The sequence below is a fragment of the Salmonella enterica subsp. enterica serovar Typhimurium str. LT2 genome, assembly GCF_000006945.2.
Taxonomy (GTDB): Bacteria; Pseudomonadota; Gammaproteobacteria; order Enterobacterales; family Enterobacteriaceae; genus Salmonella; species Salmonella enterica.
In genome coordinates this window covers 2,295,159-2,312,507 of sequence record NC_003197.2, presented here as the reverse complement: position 1 = coordinate 2,312,507, position 17,349 = coordinate 2,295,159, and the positions used below count along the sequence as shown (strand labels likewise).

Annotated in this window: 14 protein-coding genes, 1 pseudogene and 16 other annotated features; of the genes and pseudogenes, 8 read left to right on the top strand and 7 right to left on the bottom strand. The window is 52.4% G+C overall.

Annotated elements, in window-relative coordinates:
* Positions 1–13 precede the first annotated feature (13 nt).
* The 3 genes and pseudogenes from yeiR to STM2210 all read right to left on the bottom strand — a co-directional run bounded on the left by yeiR (position 14) and on the right by STM2210 (position 2,323).
* Positions 14–1,011 (bottom strand): putative cobalamin synthesis protein gene (gene yeiR / locus STM2212; protein ID NP_461156.1). Within the gene, positions 14–1,000 belong to an annotated coding region; the region does not span the whole gene.
* Positions 1,006–1,011 (bottom strand) — a ribosome-binding site (putative RBS for yeiR; RegulonDB:STMS1H002351). (Overlaps the previous gene by 6 nt.)
* Positions 1,012–1,212: 201 nt before the next feature.
* The gene (gene yeiP / locus STM2211; protein NP_461155.3) at positions 1,213–2,016 is read right to left on the bottom strand and encodes a putative elongation factor; all 804 of its coding nucleotides are present in this window, start codon (positions 2,014–2,016) and stop codon (positions 1,213–1,215) included.
* Positions 1,920–2,323, bottom strand: a pseudogene (locus STM2210) (pseudogene; frameshift). Before STM2210 ends, yeiP begins: the two are co-directional and overlap by 97 nt.
* Before the next feature lie 427 nt (positions 2,324–2,750).
* Between STM2210 and STM2209 the strand changes: the two are divergent.
* Together STM2209 and STM2208 are read left to right on the top strand one after the other, a co-directional pair.
* Entirely contained in the window at positions 2,751–2,873 is a 123-nt protein-coding gene (locus tag STM2209) for a putative inner membrane protein (RefSeq protein ID NP_461154.1), read from the top strand.
* Positions 2,863–2,868 (top strand) — a ribosome-binding site (putative RBS for STM2208; RegulonDB:STMS1H002350). (Overlaps the previous gene by 6 nt.)
* Positions 2,863–3,540, top strand: a protein-coding gene (locus STM2208) for a putative inner membrane protein (protein ID NP_461153.1). Within the gene, positions 2,875–3,540 belong to an annotated coding region; the region does not span the whole gene. Before STM2209 ends, STM2208 begins: the two co-directional genes overlap by 11 nt.
* Positions 3,541–3,604: 64 nt before the next feature.
* Here STM2208 and setB read toward each other — a convergent pair.
* Positions 3,605–4,786, bottom strand: coding sequence for a proton efflux pump (gene setB, locus STM2207; protein NP_461152.1), 1,182 nt, complete (start codon positions 4,784–4,786; stop codon positions 3,605–3,607).
* Between the two features lie 353 nt (positions 4,787–5,139).
* Positions 5,140–5,145: a ribosome-binding site (putative RBS for fruF; RegulonDB:STMS1H002349), on the top strand.
* Between setB and fruF the strand changes: the two genes are divergently transcribed.
* The 3 genes from fruF (at position 5,140) to fruA (ending at position 8,928) form a co-directional block, all read left to right on the top strand.
* Positions 5,140–6,285 (top strand): phosphoenolpyruvate-dependent sugar phosphotransferase system, EIIA 2 gene (gene fruF, locus STM2206; protein ID NP_461151.1). Within the gene, positions 5,155–6,285 belong to an annotated coding region; the region does not span the whole gene. It overlaps the preceding feature by 6 nt.
* Positions 6,274–6,279 (top strand) — a ribosome-binding site (putative RBS for fruK; RegulonDB:STMS1H002348). (Overlaps the previous gene by 6 nt.)
* The gene (gene fruK, locus STM2205; protein NP_461150.1) for a fructose-1-phosphate kinase occupies positions 6,274–7,223 on the top strand. Within the gene, positions 6,285–7,223 belong to an annotated coding region; the region does not span the whole gene. The genes fruF and fruK overlap by 12 nt, the downstream gene beginning before the upstream one ends.
* A 3-nt stretch (positions 7,224–7,226) precedes the next feature.
* Positions 7,227–7,232: a ribosome-binding site (putative RBS for fruA; RegulonDB:STMS1H002347), on the top strand.
* Positions 7,227–8,928, top strand: a protein-coding gene (gene fruA, locus STM2204) for a fructose-specific transport protein (RefSeq protein ID NP_461149.1). Within the gene, positions 7,240–8,928 belong to an annotated coding region; the region does not span the whole gene. (Overlaps the previous feature by 6 nt.)
* A 64-nt stretch (positions 8,929–8,992) precedes the next feature.
* On the opposite strand, the gene nfo is transcribed toward fruA, so the two are convergent.
* Positions 8,993–9,920 (bottom strand): endonuclease IV gene (gene nfo / locus STM2203; protein ID NP_461148.1). Within the gene, positions 8,993–9,850 belong to an annotated coding region; the region does not span the whole gene.
* Positions 9,857–9,862 (bottom strand) — a ribosome-binding site (putative RBS for nfo; RegulonDB:STMS1H002346). (Overlaps the previous gene by 6 nt.)
* Positions 9,888–9,896 (bottom strand) — a -10 signal (putative -10_signal for nfo; RegulonDB:STMLTH004528).
* Positions 9,912–9,920, bottom strand: a -35 signal (putative -35_signal for nfo; RegulonDB:STMLTH004528).
* Positions 9,913–9,933 (bottom strand) — a protein binding site (putative binding site for SoxS, RegulonDB: STMS1H000368). (Overlaps the previous feature by 8 nt.)
* Positions 9,929–10,990 (bottom strand): putative inner membrane protein gene (yeiH, locus tag STM2202; protein NP_461147.1). Within the gene, positions 9,929–10,978 belong to an annotated coding region; the region does not span the whole gene. Its footprint overlaps the feature before it by 5 nt.
* Positions 10,985–10,990 (bottom strand) — a ribosome-binding site (putative RBS for yeiH; RegulonDB:STMS1H002345). Its footprint overlaps the gene before it by 6 nt.
* A gap of 95 nt (positions 10,991–11,085) precedes the next feature.
* Positions 11,086–11,091: a ribosome-binding site (putative RBS for yeiE; RegulonDB:STMS1H002344), on the top strand.
* Between yeiH and yeiE the strand changes: the two genes are divergently transcribed.
* From yeiE to cirA, 3 genes are all read left to right on the top strand, one after another.
* Positions 11,086–11,962 (top strand): putative LysR family transcriptional regulator gene (gene yeiE, locus STM2201; protein NP_461146.1). Within the gene, positions 11,099–11,962 belong to an annotated coding region; the region does not span the whole gene. (Overlaps the previous feature by 6 nt.)
* Positions 11,963–12,134: 172 nt before the next feature.
* Positions 12,135–12,140: a ribosome-binding site (putative RBS for lysP; RegulonDB:STMS1H002343), on the top strand.
* Positions 12,135–13,621, top strand: a protein-coding gene (gene lysP, locus STM2200) for an APC family lysine-specific permease (RefSeq protein NP_461145.1). Within the gene, positions 12,152–13,621 belong to an annotated coding region; the region does not span the whole gene. It overlaps the preceding feature by 6 nt.
* A gap of 129 nt (positions 13,622–13,750) precedes the next feature.
* Positions 13,751–13,771: a protein binding site (putative binding site for Fur, RegulonDB: STMS1H000189), on the top strand.
* Positions 13,763–13,783, top strand: a protein binding site (putative binding site for Fur, RegulonDB: STMS1H000191). (Overlaps the previous feature by 9 nt.)
* A gap of 170 nt (positions 13,784–13,953) precedes the next feature.
* Positions 13,954–13,959: a ribosome-binding site (putative RBS for cirA; RegulonDB:STMS1H002342), on the top strand.
* The gene (gene cirA, locus STM2199; RefSeq protein ID NP_461144.1) for an outer membrane porin occupies positions 13,954–15,958 on the top strand. Within the gene, positions 13,967–15,958 belong to an annotated coding region; the region does not span the whole gene. It overlaps the preceding feature by 6 nt.
* A 43-nt stretch (positions 15,959–16,001) precedes the next feature.
* On the opposite strand, the gene STM2198 is transcribed toward cirA, so the two are convergent.
* Positions 16,002–17,330, bottom strand: a protein-coding gene (locus STM2198; RefSeq protein ID NP_461143.1) for a putative regulatory protein. Within the gene, positions 16,002–17,324 belong to an annotated coding region; the region does not span the whole gene.
* Positions 17,325–17,330 (bottom strand) — a ribosome-binding site (putative RBS for STM2198; RegulonDB:STMS1H002341). (Overlaps the previous gene by 6 nt.)
* Positions 17,331–17,349: the final 19 nt, after the last annotated feature.

Genomic DNA, 17,349 nt, shown 5'->3' with positions numbered 1-17,349 from the left:
AACGGTGGCAACCTTACGCGTGCGTCGCTAAACGAAGCTTCAACAAGGCCGTCTGTAACGTATTCCAGTCGGTTTCTGTGTTTGAGATAAGTTCAACCCGGCTGTCCGGCGGCGCGACACTCTGTGTTTCGATGTGCAGGTCATCGCCCTGGCGATTGATGCGTACCAGCCCCTCTTGTATGCGCATAACGCCTTTCACCCGGCCCACCGGCGCCAGACGCGCCCATTCGAGGAGGCCAATGGTGTCAAACACGGTATCGGCATCGAAAATCCAGCCGCAGGCCTGATGACCTTGTCCGCTATTGAGGCTGCGTCGCCAGCGCTGCTGGGCGGGCAGATTTAGCGCGGCGAGTCCTTTTTTACTGGCATGAGTGTGAGAATGCGCGGCGCTGGCCGGCAGTTCCGCCAGATTTTGTCGCGGTAAATCCAGAAGCTTACCGTCTATCTGTCCATGTTCGGCATGAATCAGTTGACGATCGCCGCCGTACTGTCGCCACCACTGTTGCAGGGCGGCATCGCTCTGCGCCGTGGCGCGATCGGTCTTATTGGCGATGATAATATCGGCTGAGGCGAGCTGATCGCGGAAATTTTCATTGGCGACACTCTGTTGGTCCAGTAGCAGACGAGGGTCAAGGATGCAGAGCGTGGCGCGTAAATCAATCCACGGCTCATAAACCGGCGCAGTTAATAAATCCAGAATCTGTTTTGGGTGCCCCAGTCCGGTTGGTTCAATCAGCAACCGGTCAGGTTTGCCCTGGCGCAGCAGCGTGTTGAGCCCCACCTGCATAGGCAATCCATTGACGCAGCACATGCAGCCGCCGGGGATCTCTTTTAGCAGTGCGCCGCTGTCGGCAAGCAGCGCGCCGTCAATACCCACTTCACCAAATTCATTAACCAGGACGGCCCACTTTTCAGCCGGATCTTTATGAGCTAATAAATGAAGGATAGAGGTGGTTTTTCCGCTACCGAGAAATCCAGTAATAAGATTGGTTTTGGTCACGTCAGCTCCAGGATATTGATACAACATAACAACTTTTAATAATCCTGGCGAATAAACGTGAAAAAGAGAAGTGCTGAGTTGACGAAGTCGTGCTGCTGCCATCTTAAGAGCAGAAAATGTTAAATTTTTAACGTTTCTCTTGCCTGGTGCAGAACAGTCAATAAATAAAAGGGGCAGACTGCGCCCTGGGGCGCAGCCGAAAAATGTGAAACTTAATCCGCGCGCCCCATATAACGGCGCTCTTCGATATGAATGCGGATTTTCTCACCTGCGCTCAGGTATTCGGGAACCTGAATCACCAGACCGGTGCTTAATGTCGCGGGTTTGTTACGTGCGCTGGCGGACGCTCCTTTAATACCCGGCGCGGTTTCGACGATTTCCAGATCCACGGTCTGCGGAAGCTCTAGCGCCAGCAGTTGGCCGTCCCAGGTCAGAACCTGCATATCCGGCATTCCGCCTTCAGGCATAAACAGCAACTCTTCTTCAATCTGATCTTTGGTGAAGGTATACGGCGTATAGTCTTCTTTATCCATGAACACATATTCGTTGCCATCGACATAAGAAAAGTCAACGCCGCGACGGCTCAGGGTGACGGTATCAACGATATCGTCGCCTTTGAAACGTTCTTCCACTTTCAGACCGGTGCGGACATCGGAAAAACGCATTTTATACAGTGTGGCGGCGCCACGGGCGGTAGGCGACTGAATGTCGATATCTTTCACAATCAGCAATTTGCCGTTGTAGTTCAGTACCATACCTTTTTTGATTTCGTTCGCTCTTGGCATCGAGGAGATCCTGTTGTAGAGATTATCTAAAATATCGCGTAAAACTACTCGCGCCGGGCCATCCAGGCAAGTGGAATTGTCACTTTTGCTGGTGCAAAAAAGGTGATACTGTTCGCCCGCTTTCCGCCCCGCGTTCAACGAGAATACGCGATGGCATGTCGCCCGGAGGGGGGAAGTGTGCTGTGTTGTCCCTTCTGTTTCCAGCCTTGTCTTCGGAATGTCTGAGGGCAGGTCTGATCATGATGACGTCCACATTTTAAATCTGGATTTTTCTTTGGACAAATTCTGTTATCTTTCATTTGGTTATAAATAGAGGGCTGAGCATGGACTGTCGTAGCGGTTGTGGCGCTTGCTGTATTGCGCCTTCAATTTCGTCGCCGATACCCGGAATGCCGTATGGCAAGCCGATGAATACCAGATGCGTGCAGCTTTCGGAAGATAACTTGTGCCTTATCTTTGGCTCGCCTTTACGCCCAAAAGTGTGCTCTGGTTTGCAACCGACAGGGGACATGTGTTTAACGACCCGGGAAGAGGCCATTATTTATTTGCTGGAACTCGAACAGAAAACCTTACCATGAGCTATGCCGTTTTTGATAAACGTGCAGGGGCTTACGTTATATCCCGAAATAGTCTGCAAAAGCTGCGCCTCAAATTACCTCCTTTTACCATTAAATAGCGTAATACATGATTCCCTTATTTCGTGGCTTCTGAAGCGGTAGATGTCGCCGCTCAACCCCGTTGGTGCCTGAACGTGTACCGAATGAACCGTCACATAAAACAAAAACGATCAATTTTATTTATATGATAGTTTTTATCTATTAAAAAGAGGAATTTTGATCGATTTTAATTATTTATAACGATCGATATCATGAATTTGATAGTTTATATCTATCATTGATGTATTTACCGATCGATATAACCAGTGTGAATGTATTGTTATTTTCCTTTAAAATACTCGAATTCTTATGTGTGGGTTTTATCTTATGAAGAAATATACGTTCGCAGCCAGGGCGTTTATTTTTACGCTGGTGTTGCTTTTTGTTATTTCAGTATTCGGGTTGACTATTAGCGTTTTAAAAGGGATGTGAAATGCGGGGAGAAAATAGTGAAATTGATTTAGTCGACGTTTCCTTATTCCTTATAAGAAAATGGCTAAGTATCATGATCGCTACCTTTATTTTTGTTGCCATTGGCTATGTTTTTGTGAGCGTGCAGCATGATACAAAGGTTGTGAGTATGACAATCAAACCTAATCTGGATACGCCTGCTACCTATGCGTTATGTGGCTATACTAATGATATTCAATGTAAAACAACGGTTATCCTTAACCAGTTTAGCCGTTTCTTGCCTGCGGAATATAAAAATAAAATAAGTTTTGACGCGAAAAATCAGCTTGTTCTTTTTAAGGCGCAGGGGAGGGAAGAAAGCGTCAATAATATTATTTCCACCCTGAAAAATAGTGTCGATAAAATGGCGGCATGGTATATCGATGATGGTGACATTAAACGTTATAGCGTGCATAAAAATATGTTACAAACGGAAACATATGCAAAGCTATCCTTGTTGTCGGAGGCGGTTAAAAATAATGCTAACATTGAAGTGATAGATGTTGCTGTCACACCAAAATATAAGATGCGGCTGGTGTTGGTTCTTTGCGGACTGATGGGCGTAATTTTCTCAATAACCGGTCTCTTATGTAAGAGGGCGCTAACAGAATATCGTATTGAGAAAAAGACAATGAATGACCGCGCATGAACATTGCGCAGAGATAAACTCTGCGCTGAAATGTGTCGAAGAGTAAAAGTATCAGGCTTGCAAGTTAAACATCTTTAATACGCGCCAGGCAGAACATGGTGGCGACAATCATGACTAACGCAAACCAGAAGACCGCATGGTAATTCCAGATTTCTGCGGCGATTCCCGCCAGCGAACCGGCAATGATCCAGCCGACGCGAATGGTATTGGTATACAGCGTGGTGGCTGAACCCGCCTGGCCTGGCATGAGATCCTGAAAATAGAGCATGCCAATCCCGCCAAGAATGCCGATGTAAATCGCGTTCAGCAACTGCAAGCCGAGCAACGTCGCCGGTGCGTGCGCCAGCAACATACCCACATAAAAGCACAGTCCGGCGACAACGGCGATGCACATTAACAGGCGTTTTCCCAACCGTTTGGCGAAGTAACCTGCAATCAGCATTGTGGGAATCTCCAGCCCGGCGGCGGTGCCCATCATCACGCCTGCAAGTTTTTCCGGAAGATGCAGCTCATTGATGATAAACAGCGGCATATTAATGATATACAGGCTGTTAGTTCCCCACATTAACGTACAGATGACAAACAGCAACAGCGTATCGCGGCGATTACGACGCGGTGCTTCCAGCGTGCCGGTTGCCAGCGGCGCATCTTTGCGCATTGACGGTAAAAAGAACCACACCATGACGCCGCAGACGATAAAAGCTACCGCCGCGCTCAAATACATCACCGTAAAGCTAAAACCCATCGCCAGCGCATAGGCCAGCGGCGGCCCAATGACCCAGGCCAATGAGACCTGGGCGCGGAGGATTGAGCTGAACATCACCGCTTCACGACCTGTACGATCGGCATGTTCACGGGCGAGCGCAAACATCTGCGGGTTGGCGGTAGAGCCGAAGCTACTGAGAAAGACGCCGATGAACAGCAAAATAAAGTAGTTGCGGTTCCAGGCAAACAACACGCAGGCCAACATGCCCAGCACGCAACAGAAAACGATCAGTTTTTTGCGATCGCCTTTTTTATCTGAGCGACCCGCCAGAAACTGGCTCACGATAATGCCGATAACCGCGCTGCCGGTAAAAAAGAAACCCACCATGCCGGGACGGGCGTGAACCTCATCCGTCAGAAAAATACTGAGCGTCGGCGTCTGTAACGCACCGGCAATACCGGTGAGAAAAGCGACGATCAAAAAGGCGGTAGACGTCAGGTCAAACGATTTAGGCGCAGCGGCGGCGGGACTGTTGTGCATGTTTCTATATCAGTGGTGTGAAGAGAGGCGGAGTTTACGCTGCCCGTCAGAAAATAAACAGGCGTCTGAATCAAAATCGACACGAAAAATCAAAATAGCATTCCAGTTTGTTACCAGGGCGTGCTGACGCAAGCTGAAAGAAAAAAGCTGAAGCCTTTTATGCGTCAGCTATTGAGGGTCTGTTGGAGAAAAAATGTGCTTCACCTCAAAAAATTGCTACAAAACCGGTAACTTTTCTTGCGTGCTGAAGCAGAAAGATCCAGACTTCTTGAAACGTTTCAGCGCGATCTGGTTTTTTTGATAACTCAGATTGGCGCTTTTTTTCTCATAGCGGCTGAATCGTTTCAATTCAGCAGGAGAGGAGACACATGTTCCAGTTATCGGTTCAGGACATTCATCCGGGCGAGCAGGCCGGAAATAAAGAAGAGGCCATTCGGCAAATCGCCGCCGCGTTAGCGCAGGCGGGGAATGTGGCGGGCGGCTATGTTGACGGTATGCTGGCGCGCGAACAGCAAACCTCGACCTTTCTTGGCAATGGTATTGCGATTCCCCATGGCACAACAGACACGCGCGATCAGGTGCTGAAAACCGGCGTCCAGGTCTTTCAATTCCCGCAGGGCGTTACCTGGGGAGAAGGCCAGGTCGCCTACGTGGCGATTGGTATTGCCGCCAGTTCGGACGAACACCTCGGCCTGCTGCGTCAGCTGACGCATGTGCTAAGCGATGACTCCGTGGCTGAACAGCTGAAATCCGCGACAACGGCGGAAGAGCTGCGCGCATTGCTGATGGGCGAGAAGCAAAGTGAACAATTAAAACTTGATAACGAGACGATGACGCTGGATGTCATCGCCAGCTCGCTGGTCACATTGCAGGCGCTAAATGCGGCGCGTCTGAAAGAGGCGGGAGCGGTTGATGCGGCGTTCGTCGCAAAAACGATTAACGATAGTCCGATGAATCTGGGACAAGGCATCTGGCTGAACGACAGCGCGGAAGGCAATTTGCGCAGCGCTGTTGCGGTAAGCCGTGCGACCCAGGCGTTTGACGTAGAGGGTGAAAAAGCAGCCTTATTAGTCACTGTCGCGATGAACGATGAGCAGCCGATTGCCGTGCTAAAACGCCTCGGCGACCTGTTGCTGAACAATAAAGCCGATCGTCTGCTGAGCGCTGACGCCGCGACGCTGCTGGCGTTGCTGACCAGTGATGATGCGCTGACGGATGACGTACTGAGCGCGGAATTTGTAGTGCGTAATGAGCATGGTCTCCATGCCCGTCCGGGCACCATGCTGGTGAATACGATTAAACAATTTAACAGTGAAATTACCGTGACAAACCTTGATGGAACCGGCAAACCGGCAAACGGACGTAGTCTGATGAAAGTGGTGGCGTTAGGCGTGAAGAAAGGCCATCGTCTGCGCTTTACCGCGCAGGGTGAAGATGCTGAACAGGCGCTGAAAGCGATTGGCGATGCGATCGCCGCCGGTCTCGGGGAGGGCGCATAATGAGCAGGCGTGTTGCCACCATTACCCTTAATCCGGCTTACGATCTGGTTGGGTTTTGCCCTGAAATCGAACGCGGCGAAGTGAACCTGGTGAAAACCACGGGTCTGCACGCGGCGGGCAAAGGCATTAACGTTGCCAAAGTGCTGAAAGACTTAGGCATCGACGTCACCGTCGGCGGTTTTCTCGGTAAAGATAACCAGGACGGTTTTCAGCAATTGTTCAGCGAACTGGGTATCGCTAACCGCTTTCAGGTGGTTCAGGGCCGGACCCGCATCAACGTGAAGCTGACGGAAAAAGATGGCGAAGTGACCGACTTCAACTTTTCCGGCTTTGACGTGACTCCCGCAGACTGGGAACGCTTTGTTAACGACTCCCTGAGCTGGCTGGGTCAGTTCGATATGGTCTGCGTCAGCGGTAGCTTACCGGCTGGCGTGAGTCCGGAAGCGTTCACCGACTGGATGACGCGTCTGCGCAGCCAGTGTCCATGCATTATCTTTGATAGTAGCCGTGAAGCGTTAGTCGCCGGTCTTAAAGCTGCGCCGTGGCTGGTGAAACCGAATCGCCGCGAACTGGAAATTTGGGCGGGTCGTAAGCTCCCGGAAATGAAAGATGTGATTGATGCGGCGCACGCGTTACGCGAACAGGGTATCGCCCATGTGGTGATTTCGCTGGGGGCGGAAGGCGCGCTGTGGGTTAACGCCTCAGGAGAATGGATCGCTAAACCACCGGCGGTTGACGTGGTAAGTACCGTCGGCGCAGGCGATTCCATGGTTGGCGGATTGATTTACGGCCTGCTGATGCGCGAGTCCAGCGAACATACGCTGCGTCTGGCGACGGCGGTTGCCGCGCTGGCGGTCAGCCAGAGCAATGTGGGTATTACCGATCGTCCTCAGTTGGCCGCAATGATGGCGCGTGTCGACTTACAACCGTTTAACTGACAGCAGGAGAGGCATAATGAAAACGCTGCTGATAATTGACGCTAATCTCGGCCAGGCTCGCGCTTACATGGCGAAAACCCTGCTTGGAGCGGCGGCGCATAAAGCAAATCTGGAAATTATCGACAATCCGAATGATGCTGAGCTGGCGATCGTGCTGGGCGAATCTCTGCCGAACGACAATGCTCTGAACGGCAAAAAGGTTTGGCTGGGGGATATTGGTCGCGCCGTCGCGCATCCGGAACTGTTTCTGAGTGAAGCCAAAAGCCATGCGACCCCTTACAGCGCCCCTGCTGCGGCTGTTCCTGCGGCGAGCGGCGGTCCGAAACGCGTGGTCGCGGTAACGGCCTGCCCGACCGGCGTCGCCCATACTTTTATGGCGGCTGAAGCCATTGAAACGGAAGCGAAAAAACGCGGCTGGTGGGTAAAAGTCGAAACGCGCGGCTCCGTGGGGGCCGGCAATGCCATCACCCCGGAAGAGGTGGCGGAAGCGGATTTAGTGATTGTGGCGGCGGATATCGAAGTGGATCTGGCGAAGTTTGCCGGTCTCCCGATGTACCGCACGTCGACCGGCCTGGCGCTGAAAAAGACGGCGCAGGAGCTGGATAAAGCCGTAGCGGAAGCGACGCCGTATCAACCGGCGGGTAAGGCATCGCAAGCGGCGACCGAAGGGAAGAAAGAGAGCGCTGGCGCATACCGGCATCTGTTGACGGGCGTTTCTTACATGCTGCCTATGGTGGTTGCCGGGGGACTGTGTATTGCGCTTTCCTTCGCCTTTGGTATTGAAGCCTTTAAGGTGCCGGACACGCTGGCGGCGGCGCTGATGCAGATTGGCGGCGGTTCGGCGTTTGCGCTGATGGTGCCGGTACTGGCGGGCTATATCGCTTTCTCCATCGCGGATCGCCCAGGCCTTACGCCAGGTCTGATTGGCGGTATGCTGGCGGTTAGCACCGGTTCCGGTTTTATCGGCGGGATCATTGCCGGCTTCCTTGCCGGGTATATGGCGAAGCTTATCAGTACCAAACTGAAACTTCCGCAAAGTATGGAAGCGCTGAAGCCAATCCTGATCATCCCGTTAATTTCCAGTCTGGTGGTGGGGCTGGCGATGATTTACCTGATCGGTAAACCGGTTGCCGGGATTCTGGAAGGGCTCACCCACTGGCTGCAAACCATGGGGACGGTAAACGCGGTGCTGCTGGGCGCGATTCTCGGCGGGATGATGTGTACCGACATGGGTGGCCCGGTGAACAAAGCGGCGTATGCGTTTGGTGTTGGTCTGCTGAGTACGCAAACTTACGCGCCGATGGCGGCGATCATGGCCGCAGGTATGGTACCGCCGTTAGCGCTGGGTCTGGCGACGATGGTGGCGCGCCGTAAGTTCGACAAAGCGCAGCAGGAAGGCGGTAAAGCGGCGTTGGTGCTGGGGCTGTGCTTTATCACTGAAGGCGCTATTCCGTTTGCGGCACGCGACCCGATGCGTGTACTGCCGTGCTGTATCGTTGGCGGCGCGTTGACCGGGGCCATTTCTATGGCGGTAGGCGCAAAATTGATGGCGCCGCATGGCGGTCTGTTTGTTCTGCTTATCCCAGGCGCAATTACGCCGGTATTGGGATACCTGCTGGCAATTGTGGCCGGTACGCTGGTGGCAGGGCTGGCTTATGCCGTCCTGAAACGTCCGGAGACGGAAGTCACGGCAAAAGCGGCATAAGAGAAACACGCTAAAAAAGGCAGAGCGCGCTCTGCCTTTTTTATTGCCTGAAGAACATTGAGCGTCAGGCCATCGCTTCGGCAATTTGCTGGGCTTTTAACCACGCAATCTCTTCCGCCCAGATATCAGGATTGATGGTCTCCAGTATCAGCGGAATACCGTCAAAACGCCCATCCTGCATAATCCAACGAAACGCATCGTGGCCGATATTGCCTTCACCCAGACTGTGATGGCGGTCAACGCGGCTACCGAAGGCGCTTTTGGCGTCGTTCAGGTGCATTCCGCGCAAATACTGAAATCCGACAATTTTCCCGAATTCGGCGAATGTTTTTTCGCACGCCTCTGGCGTACGCAGATCGTATCCGGCGGCAAAGGCATGGCAGGTATCGATACAGACGCCAACGCGCGACTTATCTTCCACGCCGTCGATGATGGCGGCTAACTGTTCAAACTCAAACCCCAGATTACTGCCCTGACCGGCTGTATTTTCGATAACCGCCGTAACGCCCTCGGTCTGCGCGAGGGCAATATTGATGGATTCCGCGATCCGCGCCAGGCAATCCTCCTGTGCAATCTGCATCAGATGGCTACCGGGATGAAAATTAAGCAAGGTTAAGCCGAGTTGTTCACAGCGCTGCATTTCATCGAGAAAGGCATCGCGTGATTTTTCCAGCGCTTCACTGACCGGATGGCCCAGATTAATCAGGTAACTATCGTGGGGAAGGATTTGCGCCGCCGAGAAATGATACTTTTCACAGGCGATTTTAAAGTCATCAATGACCTGGGGAGTAAGGGGGGCGGCACGCCACTGACGCTGGTTTTTTGTGAAAAGCGCAAAGGCCGTTGCGCCAATTTCAGCCGCGCGGGCAGGGGCGTTAGCCAGACCGCCAGCAGCGCTGACGTGCGCTCCGATGTATTTCATAAAAGACTCCTGTTAAACCCGCTAACGGTTCATTACGAACGCTATGATAACGGGTTAACAGGCGTGAAACGTAATAATTTATGCGATAAGGCTATGGATTAGGACGTTAATGGCGCCACCGCCAATAATCAGCCAGGCGAATAATGCCAGCGCCATCAGCAGCGGTTTCGCCCCCGCTTTTTTCAATGCGCTAACGTGAGTGGTCAGACCCAACGCCGCCATCGCCATCGCCAGCAGCACCGTGTCCAGCGTCACCAGCATATCCACCACGGCTTTCGGCAGCAGGTGGAAAGAGTTGAAGATCGCCACTACGATGAAGAAAATAGCAAACCACGGAATGGTAATTTTGCTTTTTTCCGCGCCGGTCGCCGGTGAAAGCTGTTTAACGCGTGCCGCCAGAATGATCAGGAACGGCGCCAGCATCATGACACGCAGCATCTTAGCGATAACTGCCGCATTTTCCGCATCCGGGCTAACGGCATGACCCGCTGCGACCACTTGCGCGACTTCATGCATGGTTGAGCCGATATAGATGCCGTAAGTTTCCGGGCTGAACCAGTGCGCCAGCAGCGGATACATTGCCGGGTAAAGGAAAATAGCGATGGTGCCGAAAATAACGACAGTCGCGACGGCTACAGTAACCTTACTGGCTTCCGCTTTTACCACCGGTTCTGTCGCCAGTACCGCCGCCGCGCCGCAGATACTGCTACCGGCGCCAATCAGCCAGCTGGTGTGCCTGTCCAGACCAAAGACTTTTTGGCCTAAGAAGCAGGCCAGCATGAACGTGCTGGAAAGCGTTAATACGTCAATCACAATGCCGCTAATGCCCACGTCGGCGATTTGTGAAAAGGTAAGGCGGAAGCCGTAAAGGATAATCCCTAAACGCAGCAGATGTTGTTTTGCAAACAGCACGCCGCCGTCGCATTGTTTCCATATTTGTGGATAGATGGTATTCCCGATAACCATACCCAGCAGGATAGCCAGGGTCAGGGCGCTGAACCCCGCGCCTGCAACGGCAGGGATAGCGCCGCCCCACAGGGCGACTCCTGTAATGACGGCGCTCAGAGCGAGCCCCGGTATAAAATGCCACATTGTACGACAATGATTCTGCAAGGTGAGTTCTGTCATAACCTTCTCCTGTATATGGACAATAAGGTTACGGTGATCTGGTTTAAAAATAAAATTGATTATATATTTATAATTAATCTTTATAAGTGGTAAGTGAAACGCTATCGGTGGGATACGACTATGCATATTACGCTACGACAACTTGAAGTGTTTGCTGAAGTACTGAAAAGCGGTTCAACAACCCAGGCGTCGGTCATGCTGTCATTATCGCAGTCCGCCGTTAGCGCCGCGCTCACCGATCTGGAAGGTCAGCTCGGCGTACAGTTGTTTGATCGGGTGGGGAAACGGCTGGTGGTCAACGAACATGGGCGCTTGTTATACCCGCGCGCGCTGGCATTGCTGGAGCAAGCGATAGAAATTGAGCAGCTATTTCGTGAAGATAACGGCGCGATACGGGTTTATGCCAGTAGCACCATCGGCAATTACATTTTACCCGCTATGATTGCCCGCTATCGCCAGCATTATCCGGCCTTGCCGCTGGAACTCAGCGTGGGAAACAGCCAGGACGTGATTAACGCGGTGCTGGATTTTCGGGTTGATATCGGCCTGATTGAAGGACCATGTCACAGTACAGAGATTATCTCTGAGCCGTGGCTGGAAGATGAGCTGGTGGTCTTTGCCGCGCCGTCCTCGCCGCTGACGCAGGGGCCGGTGACGCTGGAACAGCTTGCGGCATCCCCATGGATTTTACGCGAGCGCGGTTCCGGTACGCGGGAAATTGTCGATTATTTGCTGTTGTCGCATTTGCCGCGCTTTCATATGGCGATGGAGTTGGGGAATTCAGAAGCGATCAAACATGCGGTGCGTCATGGACTGGGGATAAGTTGTTTATCGCGCCGGGTGATTGCTGAACAACTCCAGGCGGGAACCCTGGGCGAAGTCGCGGTGCCGTTACCGCGCCTGGTGCGCACGTTGTGGCGTGTTCATCATCGGCAGAAACATCTTTCTAACGCGTTGCAGCGTTTTTTGAGTTACTGTGAATAAAGGTGAAGAGGAGGGCTGCCCGGGCGGCATCGCCATTTTTAGTATCCGCTTACGTATACGTTATTCTCTGCTTTACTTATAATCCGTGGCCGGTCATGAAGGTCTCTTATAACCGCGCATTTGTGTCGGAAGGATAGTATTTCGTCTGTTACAATCGCGCCTCATTTTTTGGATGGATAGCATTTTCACATGGGTTCCAAAACTAAAACCACAGAAGCGCCCGCGCTACGTCGCGAATTAAAGGCGCGTCACCTGACGATGATTGCCATTGGCGGCTCCATCGGGACAGGTCTTTTCGTTGCATCTGGTGCGACAATTTCTCAGGCGGGGCCAGGCGGCGCGCTGTTTTCTTATATTCTGATTGGTTTGATGGTCTACTTCCTGATGACCAGTCTTGGCGAGCTGGCGGCCTATATGCCAGTATCTGGCTCGTTTGCGACATATGGTCAGAACTATGTGGAAGAAGGCTTTGGTTTCGCGCTGGGCTGGAACTACTGGTACAACTGGGCGGTGACTATCGCTGTTGACCTGGTTGCCGCGCAATTGGTGATGGGCTGGTGGTTCCCGGACACGCCGGGCTGGATCTGGAGCGCGCTATTCCTCTGTGTCATTTTCTTGCTGAACTACATTTCTGTACGCGGTTTTGGCGAGGCGGAGTACTGGTTCTCGTTAATTAAAGTCGCGACCGTTATTATCTTCATCATCGTTGGCGTAGCGATGATTATCGGCATTTTTAAAGGTGTCGAGCCGGTCGGCTGGAGCAACTGGACGACGGGCGATGCGCCTTTCGCTGGCGGTTTTGCGGCAATGATTGGCGTCGCGATGATCGTGGGCTTCTCTTTCCAGGGAACTGAGCTGATTGGTATTGCCGCCGGGGAATCTGAAAACCCGGAGAAGAATATTCCACGCGCGGTGCGTCAGGTGTTCTGGCGTATTCTGCTGTTTTATGTTTTCGCGATTTTGATTATCAGCCTGATCATTCCTTATACCGATCCAAACCTGCTGCGTAACGACGTCAAAGACATTAGCGTCAGTCCGTTTACCTTAGTGTTCCAGCATGCGGGCTTGTTGTCTGCGGCGGCGATAATGAATGCGGTTATCCTGACGGCGGTACTGTCTGCGGGTAACTCCGGGATGTATGCCTCGACCCGTATGCTCTACACCCTGGCCTGTGACGGTAAGGCCCCGCGTATTTTTGCGAAATTGTCCCGCGGCGGCGTACCGCGCAATGCGCTTTATGCCACCACCGTGATTGCCGGTCTTTGCTTTTTGACCTCAATGTTTGGCAACCAGACGGTCTATCTGTGGCTGTTAAACACCTCCGGTATGACGGGCTTCATCGCCTGGCTGGGGATTGCCATTAGCCATTATCGCTTCCGTCGCGGTTACGTGTTACAAGGGTATGATGTGAATGATTTGCCGTACCGTTCCGGGTTCTTCCCGCTGGGGCCGATTTTCGCCTTTGTACTGTGCCTGATTATTACGTTGGGGCAGAACTATGAAGCGTTCCTGAAAGATACCATCGACTGGGGCGGCGTCGCGGCGACCTATATCGGTATTCCGCTGTTCCTGCTTATCTGGTTCGGCTACAAGCTGATAAAAGGTACGCATTTCGTGCGCTATAGCGAAATGCACTTCCCGGAACGCGTTAAAAAGTAACGCGGTATTCTCGTCATAGGCCGGATAGGCTTTATGCCGCTATCCGGCACTGACTGCCTGAACCTGACTCTTCTAACCCTCTCATTCGAGAGGGTTTTTTGTTTTTTCTTCATGATTGGTTCAAATGACATAATTATTAACAATTAAATTGATAATTATTATCGTTTGCTTTATCGTTACGCTCGAAATCAGAAAGGATGAAGATTCGGGCGCGACCGTCACTCATGAGCCCGACTCGCCTGCATAAAAAGAGTTCGCCGTGATAACCGTTATCGCAGGCGAAACGTAATGCGTTGTGAGCGATAACCGATTTTTTTTGTCGTATTTACCTCATGGAGAAATGGAATGTTTAGGTTTAACCCTTTCGTTCGGGTAGGGCTTTGTATGTCCGCAGTTACGTTGGCCTGGCCGGTTGCCGCGGCAACGGATGATGGTGAAACCATGGTCGTTACCGCGTCCGCCATCGAACAAAATCTGAAAGATGCGCCAGCAAGTATCAGCGTCATTACCCAGCAAGATTTACAGCGCAGGCCCGTGCAAAACCTGAAAGATGTCCTGAAAGAGGTGCCGGGCGTACAGCTCACTAACGAAGGGGATAACCGTAAAGGCGTGAGTATTCGTGGTCTGGACAGCAGTTATACGCTGATCCTGATCGACGGTAAGCGCGTTAACTCCCGTAACGCGGTCTTCCGCCATAATGATTTTGATCTGAACTGGATACCGGTTGACGCTATCGAACGTATTGAAGTGGTGCGTGGCCCCATGTCCTCGCTGTATGGCTCCGATGCGCTGGGCGGCGTGGTCAACATTATCACCAAAAAAATTGGTCAGAAATGGCACGGCAGCGTCACGGTTGACTCCACTATTCAGGAACATCGCGACCGTGGCGATACTTATAACGGTCAGTTCTTTACCAGCGGTCCGCTGATCGACGGCGTGCTGGGAATGAAAGCCTACGGTAGCCTGGCGAAACGCGAAAAAGACGAGCAGCAGAGTTCCGCCACCACCGCTACGGGTGAAACGCCGCGCATTGAAGGATTTACCAGCCGGGATGGAAACGTCGAGTTTGCCTGGACACCAAACGAAAATCATGACGTTACCGCAGGCTACGGTTTTGATCGCCAGGACCGGGACTCAGACTCGCTGGATAAAAACCGTCTGGAACGGCAAAACTATGCGTTGAGCCATAACGGACGTTGGGATCTCGGCAATAGTGAGCTCAAATTCTACGGCGAAAAAGTGGAAAACAAAAACCCCGGCAACAGTAGCCCTATCACGTCAGAAAGCAATTCGATTGACGGGAAATACGTTCTGCCGTTAGCGTCTGTCAACCAGTTCCTCACCTTCGGCGGCGAATGGCGTCACGATAAACTGAGCGATGCGGTGAACCTGACCGGCGGTTCCAGTACTAAAACCTCCGCCAGCCAGTACGCTCTGTTCCTTGAAGATGAGTGGCGCATCTTCGAACCGCTGGCGCTGACCACCGGTATTCGTATGGATGACCATGAAACCTATGGCGATCACTGGAGCCCGCGTGCTTATCTGGTCTATAACGCAACGGATACCCTGACGGTGAAAGGTGGGTGGGCCACGGCCTTTAAAGCGCCGTCGCTATTGCAATTAAGCCCGGACTGGGCGACCAACTCCTGCCGTGGCGGATGCCGCATTGTCGGTAGCCCGGATCTGAAACCTGAAACCAGTGAAAGCTGGGAGCTCGGCCTTTATTACCGGGGCGAAGAAGGCATACTGGAGGGCGTGGAAGCGAGCGTTACCACGTTCCGTAACGATGTGGACAATCGCATCAGCATTAGCCGTACCCCTGACGTTAACGCCGCGCCCGGCTATTCCAACTTTGTCGGTTTCGAAACCAACAGTCGGGGACAGCGCGTTCCGGTCTTCCGTTATTACAACGTGAATAAAGCGCGTATTCAGGGCGTGGAAACCGAGTTGAAAGTTCCGTTTAACGAGGCGTGGAAACTGTCGTTGAATTACACCTATAACGACGGGCGCGACGTCAGTAATGGCGGGAACAAGCCGCTTTCCGATCTGCCGTTCCACACCGCGAACGGTACGCTGGACTGGAAACCGGTGCAGCTCGAAGACTGGTCATTCTACGTATCAGGGAATTATACCGGGCGTAAGCGGGCCGACAGCGCAACAGCGAAAACGCCGGGCGGGTACGTGGTCTGGGATACCGGCGCGGCATGGCAGGCGACGAAAAACGTTAAACTGCGTGCGGGCGTTCTGAACGTGGGCGATAAAGATCTCAAACGCGACGACTACGGTTATACCGAAGACGGACGTCGTTACTTTATGGCGGTGGATTACCGTTTCTGACAGAGACTGGCGACAGCCGCGTTTTGCCGCTGTCGCCAGAATGTTATAACCGATGCAGCCTGGAGAGCAGCGCCAGCGACAGAGTCGTTAGCAGAATGGCGATCACCGCATAGATATAAACGCCCGACCACGCCCAGCTATTTTTCACCATAATTACCGGCACACCGGCCATTGCCGCGCCGACATAGCTGAACAATCCCCGAAAGCCGGTAATCGATCCCGCCGCATCCTTATGGGTCACATCCAGACAGCCGACGGCAAAAAGCATATGCGGTCCGTATAAGGCGAAGCCCATGATGGTGAACAGAATCGCGGTGAGGGTGTAAGAGGTATCCTGAACCAGCGGCACCAGCACGATGCATATGCACAGCGCTAACGCGAAGATTAATCCGGTCATCCAGCGGTTACTTTTGAACATAAAGTCAGACAAGTAGCCTGCCAGCAACCCACCTGCCAGTCCGCCCGCCTCAAACCAGGAAATAATCGAGTTCGCTTTTATCAGGCTCCAGCCGTGAACCTGCGAATAGTAAATCTGCGGCCAGTCGTTAAGGATAGTGCGCGCAATATAAACCGACATATCACCGATAATAATGATCCATACCAGTGGATTGGTCAGGATATATTTCACAAAAATCTGCCAGAAGCTCAGGTTGACCGGGCTGGCCTTGACCTGGGCCAGTTCCGTCGGGTCGTTACGCCACTGCCCCACGTTGGGCAAACCTAACGTACCGGGACGATCTTTAATGGTAAATAGCGCCACTATCCCCATCAGCAGCGAAATGGCGCCGGGAACATAAAATCCCATTTTCCAGCTACCGCTAAAGGCGATAGCAAAACTGGTCAGCAGCGGCGCGAGGCTGCCGCCGATATTGTGCGCCGCTTCAACGATAGCCCACCAGCGTCCCCGTTCGTTTTTCGAAAACCACGAGGCCATAATTTTCGCCATCGGCGGAAAGCTGGTGCCCTGTAATATCGCGTTGAGACTGTACAGCACGTAGAATGCCGCCACGCTGTCGGAAAAGCCGAACAGAATATTTACAATCCCCACGCCAATCAGCACCGGGCCGGTCATGGCTTTCGGGTTAATTTTATCGACCAGCATCCCGCCGACAAACTTCATCGCGCCATAAAGAATGTAAAAAATAGAAGACATAATGGCGAAGTCTTCTGCGGTCAGCGACGTTTCCGTCAGCATGGCCGGCATCGCGGCGGAGAAGTTTTTACGGGTAAGATAAAAGACGGCATAAGAGATAAAGACCGAGGCGATAATCTCAAAACGAAATTTTTTATAGGTCTGGTCTATCTCTTTTTTCTCTTTTACAATCGGCTTATCGGGCTGGCTGAAAATAAATGTTTTTATACTCATTTTAAAATTCCCTTCCGGCGAGGTG

Coding starts and splice junctions, on each gene's coding strand:
- yeiE (NP_461146.1), top strand. CDS start 11,099: ATGCATATTACGCTACGACAACTTGAAGTGTTTGCTGAAGTACTGAAA.
- cirA (NP_461144.1), top strand. CDS start 13,967: ATGTTTAGGTTTAACCCTTTCGTTCGGGTAGGGCTTTGTATGTCCGCA.
- yeiH (NP_461147.1), bottom strand. CDS start 10,978: ATGACAGAACTCACCTTGCAGAATCATTGTCGTACAATGTGGCATTTT.
- fruA (NP_461149.1), top strand. CDS start 7,240: ATGAAAACGCTGCTGATAATTGACGCTAATCTCGGCCAGGCTCGCGCT.
- STM2198 (NP_461143.1), bottom strand. CDS start 17,324: ATGAGTATAAAAACATTTATTTTCAGCCAGCCCGATAAGCCGATTGTA.
- lysP (NP_461145.1), top strand. CDS start 12,152: ATGGGTTCCAAAACTAAAACCACAGAAGCGCCCGCGCTACGTCGCGAA.
- STM2209 (NP_461154.1), top strand. CDS start 2,751: ATGTGTGGGTTTTATCTTATGAAGAAATATACGTTCGCAGCCAGGGCG.
- STM2208 (NP_461153.1), top strand. CDS start 2,875: ATGCGGGGAGAAAATAGTGAAATTGATTTAGTCGACGTTTCCTTATTC.
- setB (NP_461152.1), bottom strand. CDS start 4,786: ATGCACAACAGTCCCGCCGCCGCTGCGCCTAAATCGTTTGACCTGACG.
- nfo (NP_461148.1), bottom strand. CDS start 9,850: ATGAAATACATCGGAGCGCACGTCAGCGCTGCTGGCGGTCTGGCTAAC.
- fruK (NP_461150.1), top strand. CDS start 6,285: ATGAGCAGGCGTGTTGCCACCATTACCCTTAATCCGGCTTACGATCTG.
- fruF (NP_461151.1), top strand. CDS start 5,155: ATGTTCCAGTTATCGGTTCAGGACATTCATCCGGGCGAGCAGGCCGGA.